Source organism: Curtobacterium sp. MCPF17_046 (assembly GCF_003224295.1).
Taxonomy (GTDB): Bacteria; Actinomycetota; Actinomycetes; order Actinomycetales; family Microbacteriaceae; genus Curtobacterium.
Genome location: NZ_QKLB01000005.1, coordinates 187,652 through 203,948, shown reverse-complemented (window position 1 = coordinate 203,948; position 16,297 = coordinate 187,652). Strand labels below are relative to the sequence as shown.

Here is a 16,297-nt window from a genome sequence, read left to right as displayed (position 1 = left end):
GTCCGGGATGATCGGGCGTTCGGGTGTGCCCTCGGCGGGACGACCCTCGTCGTCGCGTTCCCCGGCGGGCAGGGGCGTCGTGCGCTTGCGTGCGGGGTCGTTGCGCGGGCTGGTCGTGCCACCGACGTAGCGGCGGCCGTTGTGCCAGACGCTGCTCGGGGCGCCGTCCGGGCTCCGGCGGTCGTCGCGGCGCGGGTCGCCGCCACGCTCGGCACCCCGGTCGTCCGACCGACGGGTGGCCCCGCGGTCGTCACGGCCGCGGTACCCACCGCGCTGGTCATCGCGGCCGCCGCCGCGGAAGTCACGTCCCTGGTGTCCGCCACGCTCCGCGCCACGGTCGTCGCGCGGCCGGTCACCACCGCGGTACCCACCGCGCTGGTCGTCACGGGCGCCAGCGCCGGGCCGACGGTCGGAGTCGTCGCGGCGCACGAATCGGCCGCGGTCATCGTCCCGACTCACGAAGCCGCCACGGTCGTCCGAGCGACGGTCGGAGCTGCGCGCGTCACGGTCCGGACGTCCGCGGAAGCCACCGGAAGACCGGTCGTCTCCGCCGCGGTACCCGCCGGAACGGTCGTCACGGCCTCGGAAGCCACCCGTCGGACGGTCGCCGCCACGGTCGTCACGCCCTCGGAAGCCACCGGAGGACCGGTCGTCACCGCCGCGGTACCCACCGGTCGATCGGTCGCCGCCCCGGTCGTCCCGCCCGCGGTACCCACCGGTCGGACGGTCGCCGCCCCGATCGTCACGCCCGCGGTACCCACCGGTCGGACGGTCGCCGCCCCGGTCGTCCCGCCCGCGGTACCCACCGGCCCCGCGGTCGTCGCTCCCGCCGTACCCGCCCCGGTCGCCGGCACCACGCTCGTCGCGACCGCGGTACGCACCGCGGTCCGAGGAGCCGCGGTCGTCGCGCCCGCGGTACCCGCCCGTCGAGCGGTCCCCACCGGCACGGTCGTCGCGCCCGCGGTACCCACCGGCACCCCGGTCGTCGCCGCCGCGGTACCCACCACGGTCGCCACCGGCACGGTCGTCGCGCCCGCGGTACCCACCGCCACCCCGGTCGTCGCCGCCGCGGTACCCACCACGGTCGCCACCGGCACGGTCGTCGCGCCCGCGGTACCCACCGGCACCCCGGTCGTCGCCGCCGCGGTACCCACCACGGTCGCCACCGGCACGGTCGTCGCGCCCGCGGTACCCACCGGCACCCCGGTCGTCGCCGCCGCGGTACCCACCACGGTCGCCACCGGCACGGTCGTCGCGCCCGCGGTACCCACCGGCACCCCGGTCGTCGCCGCCGCGGTACCCACCACGGTCGCCACCGGCACGGTCGTCGCGCCCGCGGTACCCACCGGCACCCCGGTCCTCGCCGCCGCGGTACCCACCACGGTCTCCGCCAGCACGGTCGTCGCGCCCGCGGTAGCCACCGCGGTCACCCGCACCCGCACCCGCACCACGGTCGTCCCGCCCGCGGTACCCGCCGGAGCCGGCCCCGTCGCGACCGCGAGGTGCGTCGTCACGGCGGCCCGCGCCTCCCGGCCGGTCACCGCCCGCGCGTCCGGAGCCGCCGCGGCGGTCGTCGTCTCGTCGTGGTCTGTCGTTCTGGTCAAACCCGGCCATCGGGGATCCCTTCGGTCTGCCCGAAGCCGTCCGCGCCGTCCTCCAGGAGGGGCGAGATGAGCGGAAGCTCGTCGAGCGAGTTGATGCCGAGCTGCTGGAGCAGCAACTCGGAGGTGACGTAGTTGATGGCGCCGGTCTCGGAGTCGGTGAACGACTCCTCGATGAGGCCGCGCGCGACGAGGGTCCGGACCACGCCGTCGACGTTGACGGCCCGGATCGCGGCGATCTGGGAACGGGTGATCGGCTGCTTGTAGGCGACCACGGCCAGCGTCTCGAGGGCTGCCTGGGACAGCCGTGCCGGACGCTCGGCCTCGACGAACTGCTCGACGACGGCGTCGAGTTCCGAGCGGACGTAGAAGCGCCAGCCCCCGCCGACCTCGCGGAGCTCGAACCCGCGGCGGACCGTGCCGTCGACGCCGTCGAAGTCGGCCACCAGGCGGTCGACCGCCTGCCGGACGACGGCCACCGGTTCCCCGACGGCGGCGGCGAGTGCCACGAGCGACTGCGGCTGGTCCGCGATCATCAGGATCGCTTCGAGTTGACGGTCGATCGATGCCTCGACGGGAGGCGCGGCGTGAGCGGGCGCGTCGGCCCGTGCCGCTGCGGCAGCACGGAGCTCGGCTTCCAGGGCTCGGGCGTCCTCGATCTCGTCCGAGCCACCCGGCTCGGCGGATCCACCGGCGCGGGCGCGCGCACCGCGAACGTGCACGTCATCCGTCATAGTCGGCTCCCAGGTTCGCGAGGCTCTCGTCCGTCCAGTCGAGCGCGGTCCACCGGAGGATCAGTTCCCCGAGTGGTTCGAGTTGCTCGAACGAGATGGAGGCGTTCCGGTACAGCTCCAGGATCGCGAGGAAACGAGCCACCACGATACCCGCCTGGTCGACGCCCGCGATCACCTCGCGGAACGTCACGTCCGGCGACCCCTCGTCGGCGCGGGTGCGCAGGAGGGACACGACGATGGCGGCCTGCTCCCGGATGCTCACGGCGGGGGCGTGCAGGTGGTCGAGCCCGACGGTCGGGATCTCCCGCGGGGCGAACGCCAGTGCCGCCAGCGCCGCGAAGTCCTGCACGGAGAGCGTCCACACCAGCTCCGGGGTCCGGGCGCGGAACCGTTCCTCGAGCCGGACGCTCCGGACGTGCCGTCGGGACTCGGTCGCCCAGCGGTCGCCGAACCAGTCCGCGGCCTGCTTGAACGCCCGGTACTGCAGCAGTCGTGCGAAGAGCAGGTCGCGGGCCTCGAGGAGCGCCACGTCCTCGGCGTCCACGAGTTCACCCTGCGGGAGCAGTCCGACGATCTTCAGGTCGAGGAGCGTCGCAGCGACGACGAGGAACTCGCTCGCCTCGTCGAGTTCGTCGCTCGACTCGGCCTGTCGCACGTACTCGATGAACTCCCCCGTGACCGCGCTGAGGGCGACCTCGGTGATGTCGAGCTCGTGTTTCGTGATGAGCGAGAGCAGCAGGTCGAACGGTCCGTCGAAGTTGCTGAGACGCACCCGGAACCCGGGTGCCGTCGTGGTGCCGACCGGCGCGTCGCGCGCGTCGTCGACGGGTCCGGGCGTGCCGGACGGGAGGCTCGTGGCCGGGTCCTCAGGCGACGGCGCCACGCTGGACGAGCTCTCGGGCCAGCTGCCGGTAGGCGTGGGCCGCGGCGTGCTCGGGAGCCGTCTGCGTGATCGGCCGTGCGGACACCGTGGCGTCCGGGAACTTCACGGTGCGCCCGATGACGGTGTCGAGGACACGGTCACCGAACGTCTCGACGACCCGCTCCATGACCTCCCGCGAGTGCAGTGTCCGCGAGTCGTACATGGTCGGGAGGATGCCGTCGAGCGTCAGGGCCGGGTTGAGCCGGTCGCGCACCTTGTCGATGGTCTCGATGAGCAGCGCGACACCGCGGAGGGCGAAGAACTCGCACTCGAGCGGGATGAGCACACCGTGCGCGGCCGTCAGGGCGTTCACGGTCAGGAGGCCGAGCGAGGGCTGGCAGTCGATGAGGATGACGTCGTAGTCGTTCGACACCTTCCGCAGCACGCTCGCGAGGATCTGCTCCCGGGCGACCTCGTTGACCAGGTGCACCTCGGCCGCGGACAGGTCGATGTTCGCCGGGATGACGTCGAGCAACGGCACGTTCGTCGGCTGGATGACCTGGTTCGGGTCCTTCACGGCGCCCATGAGCAGGTCGTAGACGGTGGGGATGTCGTGCGTCCGCACGCCCAGGCCGGCGGAGAGGGCACCCTGCGGGTCGAAGTCGACTGCCAGCACCTTCCGCCCGTACTCGGCCAGCGCGGCACCGAGGTTGATGGCGGTGGTGGTCTTGCCGACCCCGCCCTTCTGGTTGCACAGGGAGATGATGCGCGCCGGACCGTGGCCGTCCAGCTCGTCCGGCACGGGGAACGCCCGCACGGGCCGACCGGTCGGACCCGTGACGATGTCGCCGGTACCGGAGGCTGTCGTCGGGATGCTGCTCACCCGGCCATCGTACCGGCGCACCCGCGGCTCACCGGGCCGCACCGCCGAGCGGGCGGACCCGCGGGTCGGACCGGACACGGGCCTCCCGGTCGTCGGAGGGCCGTGATCAGGCGGCGCGGAGGGCGACGCGCATGCTGTCGACGCGTTCCGCGATCACCGGATCGGTGGCCCACCGCTGCTGCAGGCGCCCGACCAGTTCCGTCACCTGCTCGCGGTCGAGCCCGGCGATGAGTCGCAGGCCGACCGTGAGCTCGGGCCCGGCGAACCGGGAGAGCGGGTCCCCCGGTGACAGCTCGACCCGGACCACGGCCGGTTCGGTCTCGATCGTGCCGGCGAAGGCCCGCGCGACCTCGGGGTCCTCGGAGCACGGCGTCCAGGGCAGGTCCTGCCCGAGCGCCCACACCGCGGGCCGCCGCAGGACGAACTCGGTCGCTGCCGTGGGGTCGAGCACGACGAGTTGCGTGTCCTCGCTCGCCGCGGCCATCGCCACCCGGCGGGACTCGACCGGGATCGGACGGGCACCGGCGTCCCAGGCGCGCATCGCCTCGACCGAGGTGAAGGCGGGCATGACGGCGCGGCCGTCCGGGCCGGCCACGGTCACGATCGACAGTTCCTGCGTCTTGTCGACGCTGCGCCCGTCCGGGGTCTCCCCGACGTCGCCCGCTTCGGCGACGAGCGGGATGAGCAGACGTGCTGAGCGCAGGGCGTCCACGACGGCGCCGTGCGGGCCTCCCGAGGCGACCGCGGTGATCGCGGCGACGAGGTCCGGGTCGGCCAGGCCGTCGTCCTCGGCAAACGTCGTGTCGTGTGCGTCGAACGTCCGACCGGCCCAGGGGTTCCCCGCGGAGTCGGCGGTGTGGTCGTGCGCCGCGTGCTCCTCGGCGGTCCGGTCGTCGGGTTCCGGGCCGGTGCCGCGGCCGTTCGAGATCCCCGCCACGGACTACTCCGAGGCGATGTCGAGCGCGGCCGGGAGCGTGAACGCCCCTGAGTACAGCGCCTTGCCGATGATCGCGCCCTCGAGACCGTGCGGCACGAGTTCGCGGAGCGCACGCAGGTCGTCGAGCGTCGAGATGCCGCCCGAGGCCACCACGGGCTGGTCGGTCCGGTCGCACACCTGGCGCAGCAGGTCGACGTTCGGGCCCTGCAGCGTGCCGTCCTTCGTGACGTCGGTGACGACGTACCGGGCGCAGCCGGCGTCCTCGAGCCGGTCGAGCACCTCCCAGAGGTCGCCCGCGTCCTCGGTCCATCCCCGGCTTGCGAGGGTGGTGCCGCGGACGTCGAGCCCCACGGCGATCTGCTCGCCGTACTGCCCGATGACCCGCGCGGCCCAGTCGGGGTTCTCGAGCGCGGCCGTGCCGAGGTTGACCCGGGCGGCGCCGGTGGCGAGGGCGGCCTCGAGCGAGGCGTCGTCGCGGATGCCGCCGGAGAGCTCGACGGACACGCCCTCGACCTCGCGGACGGCGTGCGCGATCACCCTGCGGTTGTCGCCACGACCGAACGCCGCGTCGAGGTCCACGAGGTGGATCCACTCCGCCCCCTGGTCACGCCAGGTGCGGGCCGCGACGACGGGGTCGCCGTACCCGGTCTCGCTGCCGGCCTCGCCCTGGGTGAGGCGCACGGCCTGACCGTCGACGACGTCGACGGCCGGCAGCAGGACGAGGGGCTGGGTGGTGGAGAGCTCGGTCATGGTCCCGTCGGGATCGGGGGTCACAGTGACGAGACCCAGTTGCGGAGGAGGCGGATGCCCGGCTCGCCGGACTTCTCCGGGTGGAACTGCGTGGCGCTCAGCGGGCCGTTCTCGACCGCGGCGATGAACCGTTCCCCGTGCTCGGCCCAGGTGAGCTTCGGCGCACGGAACGGCCCGTACGCCTCGAGCGGGAAGTCGGTGACGCCGTAGGAGTGCACGAAGTAGAAGCGCTCGTCGCGGAGGCCGTCGAACAGCACGGAGTCCTCCGGGGCCTCGACCGTGTTCCAGCCCATGTGCGGTAGGACCTCGGCCTCGATCGGTTCGACGACGCCGGGCCACTGCCCGAGGCCCTCGACGTCGGCACCGCGCTCGACGCCGCGCTCGAACAGGACCTGCATGCCGACGCAGATCCCGAGCACGGGCCGCCCACCGGCCAGGCGGTGGTCGACGATCTCGCCGCCGCGCACCCCCTCGAGCTGGTCGACGACCGCGGCGAACGCGCCGACACCGGGGACCAGGAGCCCGTCGGCCTTGAGCCCGGCCTGCTTGTCGTTCGAGAGCGTCACGTCGGCGCCGGCGCGCTCGAGCGCCTTCGCGGCGGAGTGGACGTTGCCGGAGCCGTAGTCCAGGACGACGACGTTCGGCCGGGTGGTGCTCACAGCGTGCCCTTCGTGGACGGGATGCCGTCGACGCGCGGGTCGAGTTCGACGGCGCGGCGCATCGCGCGGGCGAAGGCCTTGAACTCGGCCTCCGCGATGTGGTGGGGGTCGCGCCCGTCGAGGACGCGGACGTGGACGGTGATGCCGGCGTTCATCGTGATCGCCTCGAACACGTGCCGGACCATGGACCCGGTGAAGTGTCCGCCGATCCGGTGGAACTCGAAGCCGGCGGGCTCTCCAGTGTGGACGAGGTACGGACGACCGGACACGTCGACGACCGCCTGCGCCAGGGCTTCGTCGAGCGGGACGAGGGCGTCCCCGTAGCGGCCGATGCCCGCGCGGTCGCCGAGCGCCTGCCGGAGCGCCTGCCCCAGCACGATGCCGGTGTCCTCGACCGTGTGGTGCACGTCGATGTCCGTGTCACCGGAGCTCTGCACGCGCAGGTCGATCAGGGAGTGCTTGCTGAACGCCGTCAGCATGTGGTCGAAGAACGGCACGCTCGTCGCGATGTCGGACTTCCCGGTGCCGTCGAGGTCGAGCGACAGGGACACGGTCGACTCGCTCGTCGAGCGGGTGATCTCGGCGGTGCGCGCGGTCATGCTGCAACCCTAACGGGCGGCTGCTCGGCGGCGACCGCGCGCATGGCGTCGAGGAAAGCGGTCGTCTCCTCCGCCGTCCCGGCGCTCACGCGGAGGTGGTTCGGGATGCCGAGGTCGCGCACGATCACGTCGCGCTCGAGCAGCGACTCGAACGCTGCACGCGGGTCGGCGACCCCGCCGAACAGCACGAAGTTCGACCACGTCTCGTGCGGCTGGTACCCCATCGCGCGCAGTTCCGTCACCATGCGGTCGCGCTGCCCGCGGATGTCGTCGACCATGCGCAGCATCTCCGGGGCGTGCCGGAGGGCGGCGACGGCCGCGGCCTGGGTGAGGGCGGACAGGTGGTACGGCAGACGCACGAGGCGGAGCGCGTCGATGACGGCGGGGTCCGCGGCGAGGTAGCCGACCCGGGCGCCGGCGAAGGCGAAGGCCTTGCTCATGGTGCGGGACACGACCAGGCGCTCCCGACCGGGCAGGAGGGTGAGCGCGGTCGGCTGCCCGACCGGCATGAACTCGGCGTACGCCTCGTCGACCATCACGATGCCGTCGGTCGCGTCGTAGACGGCCTCGATCGTGGCGAGGTCGAGTGGCGTCCCGGTCGGGTTGTTCGGCCCGCAGAGGAAGACGAGGTCCGGCCGGTGGGCGGTGACCGCGGCCACGGCGGTCTCGGGCGAAATCCGGAACGCGGCGTCACGGTCGGCCGGGATCCACTCGGTGCCGGTGCCCGACGCGATGATCGAGTGCATCGAGTAGGTGGGCGGGAACCCGAGCACACTCCGCCCCGGGCCACCGAAGGCCTGGAGGAGCTGCTGGATGACCTCATTCGAGCCGTTCGCCGCCCAGATCGACTCCGGTCCGAGTCCGTGCCCGAGGTACCCGGCGAGCGACTCCCGCAGCTCGGTGAACTCGCGGTCCGGGTAGCGGTTGACGGTCGTCAGCGCTCGGCGGACCGAGGCGACGATGTCCTCCGCGACGTCCTCCGGGACGGGATGCGTGTTCTCGTTGACGTTGAGCTGCACGCGGACGTGCTTCTGCGGGGCGCCGTAGGGGCTCTGCCCGCGCAGGTCGTCGCGGATGGGGAGGTCTTCGAGCGTGGTTGCCACCGATCCATCGTAGGCCGCGCCACCTCGGGGCTCGCTGCCCGTCCGGACGGTGCGCGATCGGTGATCGCGTCGGACACCCGACGGTCGGACGGTCAGTTGCCGTACTGGGCCGGGATGGCGATCTCCTGGCCGGCCTGCACACCCGAGCCGTCGAGTGCGTTGAGGCTCACGACGTCCTGGACGAAGTCGCGCGGGTCGGAGTCGGGCGCGGTCTGCTCGGCAAGCTGCCACAGGGTCTCGCCCGGCTGGACCGTGACGGTGTCGAAGTGCACGTCGGCCGCCCGGTCACCGGCAGATGCCTGACCGCCGTTGAGCATCGCGATCCCGACGCAGAACAGCACGGGAAGGGCGGCGAGGGTCGTGAAGACGACCCGCCCGCGGCGGGTGAGACGGAGACGCGTCCGCACTGCGGGTGCTGCGGTGTGCTGCGTGTCCACGATGGCGTTGGTGCTCATGTCGTTGCCTTCCTGCTTGCCGTCGGAGTCCGACCGGTCCGGATGGGCCGACCGAAGCCGTGTACCGAACATACGTTCGATCGGGTGGATGCACAAGTCCCGTGGAGGGGATCTGTGGGGGGATTTCCTGCGACACGCTCGAACAAGTGTTTGGCCCGGGTGCGCCGACCGGATACTGTTTCGAGCGACTGGAACGAGTCTCGCGGCCACCACCGACATTTCCGCGGACATCGTTCCACCGCGACGAAGGGCGAGACGTGACGGACGAACTGCGCGGACAGAAACCGCTGACCGCGAAGCAGCAGTCGATCCTCGACGCCATCCGCGCGTCGATCGCCAGCCGGGGCTACCCGCCGAGCATGCGCGAGATCGGCGACGCCGCCGGCCTCTCGTCACTCTCGAGCGTCTCGCACCAGCTCGGACAGCTCGAGCTCGGCGGGTGGATCCGTCGTGACCCGAACCGCCCGCGCGCGCTCGAGGTCCTCGTCGACGAGCCGGCGCCCGGCACCGACGGGCCGGACGTGGACGCCACCACCCTCGTGCCGCTGGTCGGGCGCATCGCGGCCGGTGTCCCGATCACAGCGGAGCAGCACGTCGACGAGATCATCCCGCTCCCCCGTCAGCTGGTCGGGACGGGCGACCTCTTCATGCTCAAGGTCGTGGGCGAGTCGATGATCGACGCCGCGATCTGCGACGGCGACTGGGTGGTCGTCCGTGCACAGCAGACCGCCGAGAACGGTGACGTCGTCGCCGCCATGCTCGACGAGGAAGCGACCGTCAAGGTCTTCCGTCAGCGCGACGGGCACACGTGGCTGCTGCCCCGCAACTCCGCGTTCGAGCCGATCCTCGGCGACGCCGCGACGGTCCTCGGCAAGGTCGTCGCAGTCCTCCGCTCCCTCTGACACCACTCCCCGACACACGACGAGGGCGGCCGCACGCATCGCGAAGGCGGTGCGGACAGCCGCCCTCGTCGGCGTCCCGCGGGACGCCGGACGGGAGGCGCGGTGCGAGCGTGCACCGCGCCTCCCGTCCGGCGGACCAGCGTCAGACGGACGCGACCGGCGCGACCACGTACGGGTCGAGTTCGGCGACCTCCCGCTGGAAGACCCGCACCCGGAGGCGCGTCCCCTCCGCCACGTAGTCGAGGGACTCGACCGCGCCGGCGTCGTGCAGCTGCGAGACCAGGTCGCCGCGGGAGAACGGGAGGACGACGGTCAGTTCGACGTCGGGCTCCGGCAGGCGTGCCTCGATCGCCGCGAGCAGGTCCGGGATGCCGGCACCGGTCCGCGCCGACACGAAGACGGCGTCCGGCGCGAGCGCCACGAGGGCCATGCGCTGGGTGTCGTCGATCAGGTCGGCCTTGTTGAACACGACGACCTCCGGGATGTCGCGTGCACCGACGTCGCCGATCACGTCGCGGACGGTCGCGAGCTGCGCCGCCGGGTCCGGGTGGGAGCCGTCGACGACGTGCACGATGACGTCCGCGTTCCCGACCTCCTCGAGCGTCGAACGGAACGCCTCGACCAACTGGTGCGGGAGGTTCCGGACGAAGCCCACGGTGTCCGTGAAGGTGAACTCGCGACCCTTCGACGTCTCCGTGCGCCGGACCGTCGAGTCGAGGGTGGCGAACAGCTGGTTCTGCACCAGGACGCCGGCGCTCGTCAGTCGGTTGAGGAGCGAGGACTTGCCGGCGTTCGTGTACCCGGCGATCGCGACGCTCGGGACGTCGTTGCGATTCCGGTCGGCACGCTTGGCCTCGCGGGCGGGTGTGAACGACGCGATCTGGCGGCGCAACTTCGCCATCCGGGTGTGGATGCGGCGTCGGTCGAGCTCGATCTTCGTCTCACCGGGACCACGGGAGCCCATGCCCGCACCGCCGGAGACCTGACCACCGGCCTGTCGGGACATCGACTCACCCCAACCGCGCAGACGCGGCAGCAGGTACTCGAGCTGTGCGAGCTCGACCTGCGCCTTGCCCTCGCGGGTGGTGGCGTGCTGGCTGAAGATGTCCAGGATCACGGCCGTCCGGTCGATCACCTTGACCTTCACGACGTCCTCGAGCGCGCGGCGCTGCGAGGGTGCGAGTTCGGTGTCGGCGATGACCGTGTCGGCACCGGTGGCCTTGACCACCATCGCGAGTTCCTGGGCCTTGCCCTTGCCGAGGTACGTCGCCGGGTCCGGGTTCGGTCGGCGCTGCAGGAGGCCGTCGAGCACCACGGCACCCGCGGTCTCGGCGAGGGCCGACAGTTCGCGGAGGGAGTTCTCGGCGTCGGAGGCGTCGCCCTGCGCGTACACGCCGATGAGGACGACCCGCTCGAGCCGGAGCTGCCGGTACTCGACCTCGGTGACGTCCTCGAGCTCGGTGGAGAGGCCGCCGACGCGGCGCAGCGCCGCACGGTCCTCACGGTCGTACTGTTCGCCGTCGCCGTCCCAGCCCTGCTCGTCCACCGAGCGGGTCTGGATCGCCTGCGCCGGCGCGAAGATGGAGGATGCTGCGCGCCGGTCGGCGTTGCGCAGCACCCGCTCGACGACACCGTCTGCGCTGTCGTCGTGGATGGCCTGTTCGTCCTGCTGATGGGATTCCGTCATGCTGTCCACAGGGTACCTCCGGAGCCCTCTGGACACACGGGGTTCCCGGTACGGTTCTTCCATGGCGAACGACCACTACTTCTCTGCCACTCCGGAGAGCCCGGCGCGGCCGCGGCAGATCCGCGTGACGCTCGCCGGTCGGACGCTCGACCTCACCACCGCCGCCGGCGTCTTCAGCCCGGACGGCATCGACCGCGGCACGAGCGTGCTGCTGCGCACCGTCCCCGCGCCCGCGCCCACCGGGGACCTGCTCGACGTCGGATGCGGGTGGGGTCCGCTGGCGATCACCATGGCGCTGCAGTCCCCCGACGCCCACGTGTGGGGCGTCGACGTCAACGAGCGTGTCCTCGACCTTGCACGCACCAACGCCGCCACTGCCGGAGCGGGCAACGTGACGGTGGGTCTGCCCGCCGACATCCCGCCCGACGCGACGTTCCGGACGATCTGGTCGAACCCGCCGATCCGGGTCGGCAAGGACGAACTGCACGACATCCTCCGCACGTGGATCCCCCGGCTCGCCGTCGGCGGGGACGCCTGGCTCGTGGTGTCGAAGGACCTCGGCGGGGACTCCCTGCAGCGCTGGTTGCAGCAGACGCTGGCGGAGGGCTTCACCGTCACGCGGGCGACGACCGACAAGGGCTTCCGCGTCATCCGGGTGCACCGGACGGCGTGACCGGGGCTGGCTGAGGCCTGCCCGGCCCAGCTCGGGCGGGCCCAGACCAGCTTGGGCGGGCCCGGATCAGCTTGGGCGGGCCCGGATCAGCTCGGACGGACCCAGACCAGCTCGGGCGGGCCCAGACCGGCTCGGGCGGGCCCAGACGGGCTCAGGCCGCCTCAGACCGTGAGGTCACCCGAGAAGACGAGTTCCGCCGGGCCGGCGAGCGAGACGTGCTCGCCGTCCTCCGCGGCGAACATGCGCACGGTGAGCACGCCGCCCGGAACGCGGACGCGCCAGGTGTCCGGCGCTGCCGAGCCCGCCCAGTACCGGGTCGCGAGGGCCGCGGCGATCGCACCCGTCCCGCACGACAGCGTCTCGCCACTCCCACGCTCGTGCACGCGCATCGTGATCTCGCCGACACCGTCCGTGACGAGTGGGTCGCCGGGGAGCACGAACTCGACGTTCGCGCCCGAAGCGGGAGCCGGGTCGAGCACCGGCACGTAGGTCAGGTCGATGCCGGCGAGCTCCTCCTCGCTGGCGACCGCCACGACGACGTGCGGGTTGCCCACGTCGATGCCGAGGCCGGGCCGTGCGCGGTCGAGCTCCTTCGCGCGGACGAGGACGTCGTCCGACCCGCCACCGTCGATGCCGGGACGCCACCGGCCGAGGTCGGCAGCGAAGCCCGTCGACGACCGTTGGATGTCGACGACGCCCTTCCGGCTGCCCACGGTCAGGGTCTGTCCCGGGGCGAGGTCGACGAGTCCCGCCTCGGTCAGGTACCGGGCGAAGACGCGGATCCCGTTGCCACACATCTCGGCCACCGAGCCGTCGGCGTTGTGGTAGTCCATGAACCAGGTGGCGTCCGGGTCCTCGGCGAGGACCGCTCGGCCCTCGGGGATCGCGTCGGACCGCACCGCCCGGATGACGCCGTCGGCGCCGACGCCGAACCGCCGGTCCGCGATCGCACGGATCCGGTCCGGGGTCAGGTCGACCGTTGCGTCGGGGTCGGCGAACAGGACGAAGTCGTTGCCGGTCCCGTGGCCCTTGGTGAAGTGCAGCTCGGTCACGGGACGATCCTACGGGCCAGTCCCGACAGCTCCGCGGCCCCGGCGCCGGTGACGTCCACCGCGCTCACCCGGGTCGTCCCGGCGTCGGCGTACCGCTTGAACCAGGAGACCTGTCGTCGCGCGTACTTGCGCGTCGCGATGCTCGTCGCCTCCACGGCATGGTCGACCGTCGCCTCCCCGCGGAAGACCTGGAGTGCCTGCGCGTACCCGATGGCGGCACGCGCCGTGCGGCCCTGTTCGAGTCCCCGGTCCCGCAGGGTCGCGACCTCGTCCACGAGCCCGGTGGCGAACATGCGCTCGGCCCGGGTGCGGAGGCCGGCCACGAGCTGCTCGCGGTCGCGCCGCAGGTGCAGGACGTGCGCCGGTCGCCACGGGCGCGGCGCGGACGGGAGGCTCGGGGTGACGCGGTCCGACCGGCTCGCGATCTCGACGGCCCGGATCAACCGCCGCGGGTTGCGGGCGTCGATCACGGCCGCCGCGGCCGGGTCGAGCGCTCGCAGTCGGTCGAGCAGGACGGTCGGCCCGAGCTCCCGGTGCTCCCGCTCGAGCTGCTCGCGGAGCACGGGATCGGTCCCCGGGAAGTCGAGGTCGAACAGCACGGCGGACACGTAGAGGCCGCTGCCGCCGACGAGCACGGCGACACCGCCGTCTGCCGTGATCTCCGTGATCGCCGTGCGGGCGTCACGCTGGTACGCCGCGACGCTCGCCTCGTCCGTGACGTCGAGCACGTCGAGCTGGTGGTGCGGGATCCCGCGACGTCCGGACTCCGGGACCTTCGCGGTGCCGATGTCCATACCGCGGTAGAGCTGCATGGCATCGGCGTTGACGATCTCCGCCCGTCGGCCATGCGCACGGTGCCGTTCGGCGAGGGCCAGGGCGAGCTCGGACTTGCCGGTGCCGGTCGCCCCGACCACCGCGACGACGTCCGCGCCGGCGACCAGGTCGAGTGGTGCGCCCTGGTCGCTCCCGACACCCGGACCGACGCCCGGCCCGGCGGGTCCGTCGATCGCCGCACCGGAGCGGGACCCGGGGTCCGCCGAGCGTCCGTCAGCGTCCGACACGGAGCGTGGGGAGACCGAGCGACACCGGACGTGGTCCGGCTCCGGGGACGGCAGGGGTGGGGACGCCGCACGACTCGGCCTGCGCGCGGTCCCACGCGTCGCCCGCTCGGGTGCGGCGGACGCGGAGGGGGGCGTCCGAATCCGCGATGAGGAAGTGCGGCGCGGCCCGGGTCACCTCGACGGAGACGACGTCGCCGGGTCGTGGCACGTCGGACCCGGCCGGCACCGCGAAGTGCACGAGGCGGGAGTCCTCGGCGCGGCCGGAGAGGCGGTGCGTGCTGTCGTCCTTCTTGCCCTCCCCCGTGGCCACGAGGACCTCGACGGTGCGCCCGAGCTGTGCGCTGTTCTCCTCTGCGGTGATCCGCTCCTGCAGGGCGATGAGTCGCTCGTACCGCTCCTGCACGACCTCCTTCGGCAGTTGACCGTCCATCGTCGCAGCCGGGGTACCGGGGCGGATCGAGTACTGGAACGTGAAGGCCGTGGCGAACCGGGCCTGCTCGACGACGCGCATGGTGTCCGCGAAGTCCTCGTCCGTCTCGCCCGGGAAGCCGACGATGATGTCGGTCGAGATCGCAGCGTGCGGGATCGCGGTGCGCACCCGGTCGAGGATGCCGAGGAAGCGTTCGCTCCGGTAGCTGCGCCGCATGGCCTTGAGCACCCGGTCCGAGCCGGACTGCAGCGGCATGTGCAGCTGCGGCATGACGTTCGGCGTCTCCGCCATCGCGCTGATGACGTCGTCGGTGAACGCTGCGGGGTGCGGACTGGTGAAGCGCACGCGTTCCAGGCCGTCGATCTGCCCGGTGGCGCGGAGGAGCTTGCCGAACGCCTGACGGTCGCCGAACTCGACGCCGTAGGAGTTGACGTTCTGCCCGAGCAGCGTGACCTCGATCGCACCGTCGTCGACGAGGGCCTGGATCTCGGCGAGCACGTCACCCGGCCGGCGGTCCCGCTCCTTGCCGCGGAGGGACGGCACGATGCAGAACGTGCACGTGTTGTTGCAGCCGACGGAGATCGACACCCAGCCGCTCGAGGTCGACTCCCGCTTGGTCGGCAATGTCGAGGGGAAGACGTCGAGGGACTCGAGGATCTCGAGCTGTGCCTCGTCGTTGTGCCGGGCCCGCTCGAGCAGGGTCGGCAGGGAGCCCATATTGTGCGTGCCGAACACGACGTCCACCCACGGCGCCTTCTCGAGGATGACGTCCTTGTCCTTCTGCGCCAGGCAGCCGCCGACGGCGATCTGCATGCCGGGGCGCTCGCGCTTGACGGCCGCGAGCCGGCCGAGGTTGCCGTACAGGCGCTTGTCCGCGTTCTCGCGCACGGCGCAGGTGTTGATGACGACGACGTCGGCCTGCTCGTCCTCCGCGGCGACGTACCCGGCGGCTCGGAGCGACCCGCTGAGCCGCTCGGAGTCGTGCACGTTCATCTGGCACCCGTAGGTGCGCACTTCGTAGGTACGCGGGCGCGCGGCGACGGTCTCCATGATCGTCCCAGTGTAGAACCGGGCGCACCCCGGACAGCGGCCGGATCGGGACCGGAGCCGCTCTACTCGAACCGGACGGTGCCGCGGCCTCCGGTCGGCGGACGCCGCGGTCCGTCGAGCGCACGCTCGACCGCGATCCGCACGACACCGCCGTTGTAGCCCTTGCGCATGAGGAACCCGGACAGCCGCCGCTCGGCCGTCGCACGGTCAAGACCACGCATCTGGCCCGCACGCTTGGTGGCGAGCTCGATCGCCCGGATGAACTCGTCGTCCTCGTCGTCCGCGGCCGCGTCGAGTGCTGCGTCGATCGCGGCCTGGTCGATGCCGCGGCGACGGAGGTCCGCCACGATCGCCTGCCGGCCCAGTCCCTTGCGCGAGTGCATCCGGTCCACGAGGTCGGTGGCCAGGGCGACGTCGTCGAGCAGTCCGACGCGGGTGAGCCGCTCGATCTCCTGCTCGATCACGTCGGGGTCGAACGCGTCCTGCTTGCTGAGCATCGCCCGGAGCTCGGATGTGCTCACGCCGCGGCGGCTGAGCGCGCGCATGCTGACGCGCTCGGCGTCGGCGCGCTGCTCGTCGAGCGGCCGCGGGGCGTCCGCCGGGTCCAACTCATCGCCGGTGATCGAGAAGACCGACGCTGTCTGCGCGTCGGCTTCCTCGTCGCCGTACCCGTCCTGCTCGGCGCGAGCGCTCCGGCCCGAACCGTCGCCGACAACCGGGGACAGCCAGGCCGCCTGCGCACCGCGGACGGGCAGCGGCACCGGGGCGTCGGCGTCGGCGTCGGACGGCGGAGCCACAGGCACACGCTCCCGTCCGGAACCGGCACCGGCACCGGCACCGGCACCCGGATCATCGCTGC

At 72.5% G+C, this 16,297-nt stretch carries 17 protein-coding genes; 2 read left to right on the top strand and 15 right to left on the bottom strand.

The features are described 5' to 3' along the window. Window positions 1–455 precede the first annotated feature (455 nt). The 10 genes from DEJ32_RS16455 to DEJ32_RS06965 all read right to left on the bottom strand — a co-directional run bounded on the left by DEJ32_RS16455 (window position 456) and on the right by DEJ32_RS06965 (window position 8,583). Window positions 456–1,604: a hypothetical protein gene (locus DEJ32_RS16455; protein ID WP_258368917.1), complete on the bottom strand. Its 1,149-nt coding sequence runs from the start codon at window positions 1,602–1,604 to the stop codon at window positions 456–458. Next, window positions 1,601–2,335: an SMC-Scp complex subunit ScpB gene (scpB, locus tag DEJ32_RS07005; RefSeq protein ID WP_110900740.1), complete on the bottom strand. Its 735-nt coding sequence runs from the start codon at window positions 2,333–2,335 to the stop codon at window positions 1,601–1,603. Before scpB ends, DEJ32_RS16455 begins: the two co-directional genes overlap by 4 nt. Then, window positions 2,325–3,218, bottom strand: a complete 894-nt coding sequence (locus DEJ32_RS07000; RefSeq protein ID WP_375342313.1) for a segregation and condensation protein A — start codon at window positions 3,216–3,218, stop codon at window positions 2,325–2,327. The genes scpB and DEJ32_RS07000 overlap by 11 nt, the downstream gene beginning before the upstream one ends. Further along, entirely contained in the window at window positions 3,202–4,080 is an 879-nt protein-coding gene (locus DEJ32_RS06995) for a ParA family protein (RefSeq protein WP_110900771.1), read from the bottom strand. Before DEJ32_RS06995 ends, DEJ32_RS07000 begins: the two co-directional genes overlap by 17 nt. A 106-nt stretch (window positions 4,081–4,186) precedes the next feature. After that, window positions 4,187–5,017: an SseB family protein gene (locus DEJ32_RS06990; RefSeq protein WP_110900739.1), complete on the bottom strand. Its 831-nt coding sequence runs from the start codon at window positions 5,015–5,017 to the stop codon at window positions 4,187–4,189. Between the two features lie 3 nt (window positions 5,018–5,020). Then, entirely contained in the window at window positions 5,021–5,767 is a 747-nt protein-coding gene (priA, locus tag DEJ32_RS06985) for a bifunctional 1-(5-phosphoribosyl)-5-((5-phosphoribosylamino)methylideneamino)imidazole-4-carboxamide isomerase/phosphoribosylanthranilate isomerase PriA (RefSeq protein WP_110823893.1), read from the bottom strand. A 20-nt stretch (window positions 5,768–5,787) separates the two neighbouring features. Continuing rightward, window positions 5,788–6,426 (bottom strand): imidazole glycerol phosphate synthase subunit HisH, encoded by a 639-nt coding sequence (hisH, locus tag DEJ32_RS06980; RefSeq protein WP_110900738.1) that lies wholly within the window; start codon window positions 6,424–6,426, stop codon window positions 5,788–5,790. Continuing rightward, window positions 6,423–7,025 carry an imidazoleglycerol-phosphate dehydratase HisB gene (gene hisB / locus DEJ32_RS06975; protein WP_110900737.1) on the bottom strand — a complete coding sequence of 201 codons (603 nt, stop codon included), beginning with the start codon at window positions 7,023–7,025 and terminating at the stop codon, window positions 6,423–6,425. The genes hisH and hisB overlap by 4 nt, the downstream gene beginning before the upstream one ends. Then, window positions 7,022–8,128, bottom strand: a complete 1,107-nt coding sequence (locus DEJ32_RS06970) for a histidinol-phosphate transaminase (RefSeq protein WP_110900736.1) — start codon at window positions 8,126–8,128, stop codon at window positions 7,022–7,024. The genes hisB and DEJ32_RS06970 overlap by 4 nt, the downstream gene beginning before the upstream one ends. A gap of 92 nt (window positions 8,129–8,220) precedes the next feature. Next, complete coding sequence (locus DEJ32_RS06965; RefSeq protein WP_110900770.1) at window positions 8,221–8,583, bottom strand: LysM peptidoglycan-binding domain-containing protein; 363 nt, start codon at window positions 8,581–8,583, stop codon at window positions 8,221–8,223. A 257-nt stretch (window positions 8,584–8,840) separates the two neighbouring features. Between DEJ32_RS06965 and lexA the strand changes: the two genes are divergently transcribed. Beyond that, the gene (gene lexA, locus DEJ32_RS06960; RefSeq protein WP_110823889.1) at window positions 8,841–9,485 is read left to right on the top strand and encodes a transcriptional repressor LexA; all 645 of its coding nucleotides are present in this window, start codon (window positions 8,841–8,843) and stop codon (window positions 9,483–9,485) included. 142 nt (window positions 9,486–9,627) lie between these two features. Here lexA and hflX read toward each other — a convergent pair whose 3' ends face one another. After that, complete coding sequence (gene hflX / locus DEJ32_RS06955; RefSeq protein ID WP_110900769.1) at window positions 9,628–11,172, bottom strand: GTPase HflX; 1,545 nt, start codon at window positions 11,170–11,172, stop codon at window positions 9,628–9,630. Window positions 11,173–11,233: 61 nt separating this feature from the next. Between hflX and DEJ32_RS06950 the strand changes: the two genes are divergently transcribed. Beyond that, window positions 11,234–11,845, top strand: a complete 612-nt coding sequence (locus DEJ32_RS06950) for a class I SAM-dependent methyltransferase (RefSeq protein WP_110900735.1) — start codon at window positions 11,234–11,236, stop codon at window positions 11,843–11,845. Between the two features lie 161 nt (window positions 11,846–12,006). On the opposite strand, the gene dapF is transcribed toward DEJ32_RS06950, so the two are convergent. The 4 genes from dapF to DEJ32_RS06930 all read right to left on the bottom strand — a co-directional run bounded on the left by dapF (window position 12,007) and on the right by DEJ32_RS06930 (window position 16,235). Further along, window positions 12,007–12,897, bottom strand: a complete 891-nt coding sequence (gene dapF / locus DEJ32_RS06945; RefSeq protein WP_110900734.1) for a diaminopimelate epimerase — start codon at window positions 12,895–12,897, stop codon at window positions 12,007–12,009. Further along, window positions 12,894–13,838: a tRNA (adenosine(37)-N6)-dimethylallyltransferase MiaA gene (miaA, locus tag DEJ32_RS06940; protein ID WP_110900768.1), complete on the bottom strand. Its 945-nt coding sequence runs from the start codon at window positions 13,836–13,838 to the stop codon at window positions 12,894–12,896. Before miaA ends, dapF begins: the two co-directional genes overlap by 4 nt. Before the next feature lie 106 nt (window positions 13,839–13,944). Continuing rightward, a complete protein-coding gene (gene miaB / locus DEJ32_RS06935) occupies window positions 13,945–15,438 on the bottom strand; it encodes a tRNA (N6-isopentenyl adenosine(37)-C2)-methylthiotransferase MiaB (RefSeq protein ID WP_110900733.1) in 1,494 nt (497 codons plus the stop codon). Window positions 15,439–15,500: 62 nt separating this feature from the next. After that, entirely contained in the window at window positions 15,501–16,235 is a 735-nt protein-coding gene (locus tag DEJ32_RS06930; RefSeq protein WP_146234096.1) for a regulatory protein RecX, read from the bottom strand. Window positions 16,236–16,297 lie beyond the last annotated feature (62 nt).

What these genes read in the sequence shown, in the direction of transcription:
- hisB (WP_110900737.1), bottom strand. Translation starts at nt 7,025, where the DNA reads ATGACCGCGCGCACCGCCGAGATCACCCGCTCGACGAGCGAGTCGACC.
- scpB (WP_110900740.1), bottom strand. Translation starts at nt 2,335, where the DNA reads ATGACGGATGACGTGCACGTTCGCGGTGCGCGCGCCCGCGCCGGTGGA.
- DEJ32_RS06950 (WP_110900735.1), top strand. Translation starts at nt 11,234, where the DNA reads ATGGCGAACGACCACTACTTCTCTGCCACTCCGGAGAGCCCGGCGCGG.
- priA (WP_110823893.1), bottom strand. Translation starts at nt 5,767, where the DNA reads ATGACCGAGCTCTCCACCACCCAGCCCCTCGTCCTGCTGCCGGCCGTC.
- miaB (WP_110900733.1), bottom strand. Translation starts at nt 15,438, where the DNA reads ATGGAGACCGTCGCCGCGCGCCCGCGTACCTACGAAGTGCGCACCTAC.
- hflX (WP_110900769.1), bottom strand. Translation starts at nt 11,172, where the DNA reads ATGACGGAATCCCATCAGCAGGACGAACAGGCCATCCACGACGACAGC.
- DEJ32_RS06965 (WP_110900770.1), bottom strand. Translation starts at nt 8,583, where the DNA reads ATGAGCACCAACGCCATCGTGGACACGCAGCACACCGCAGCACCCGCA.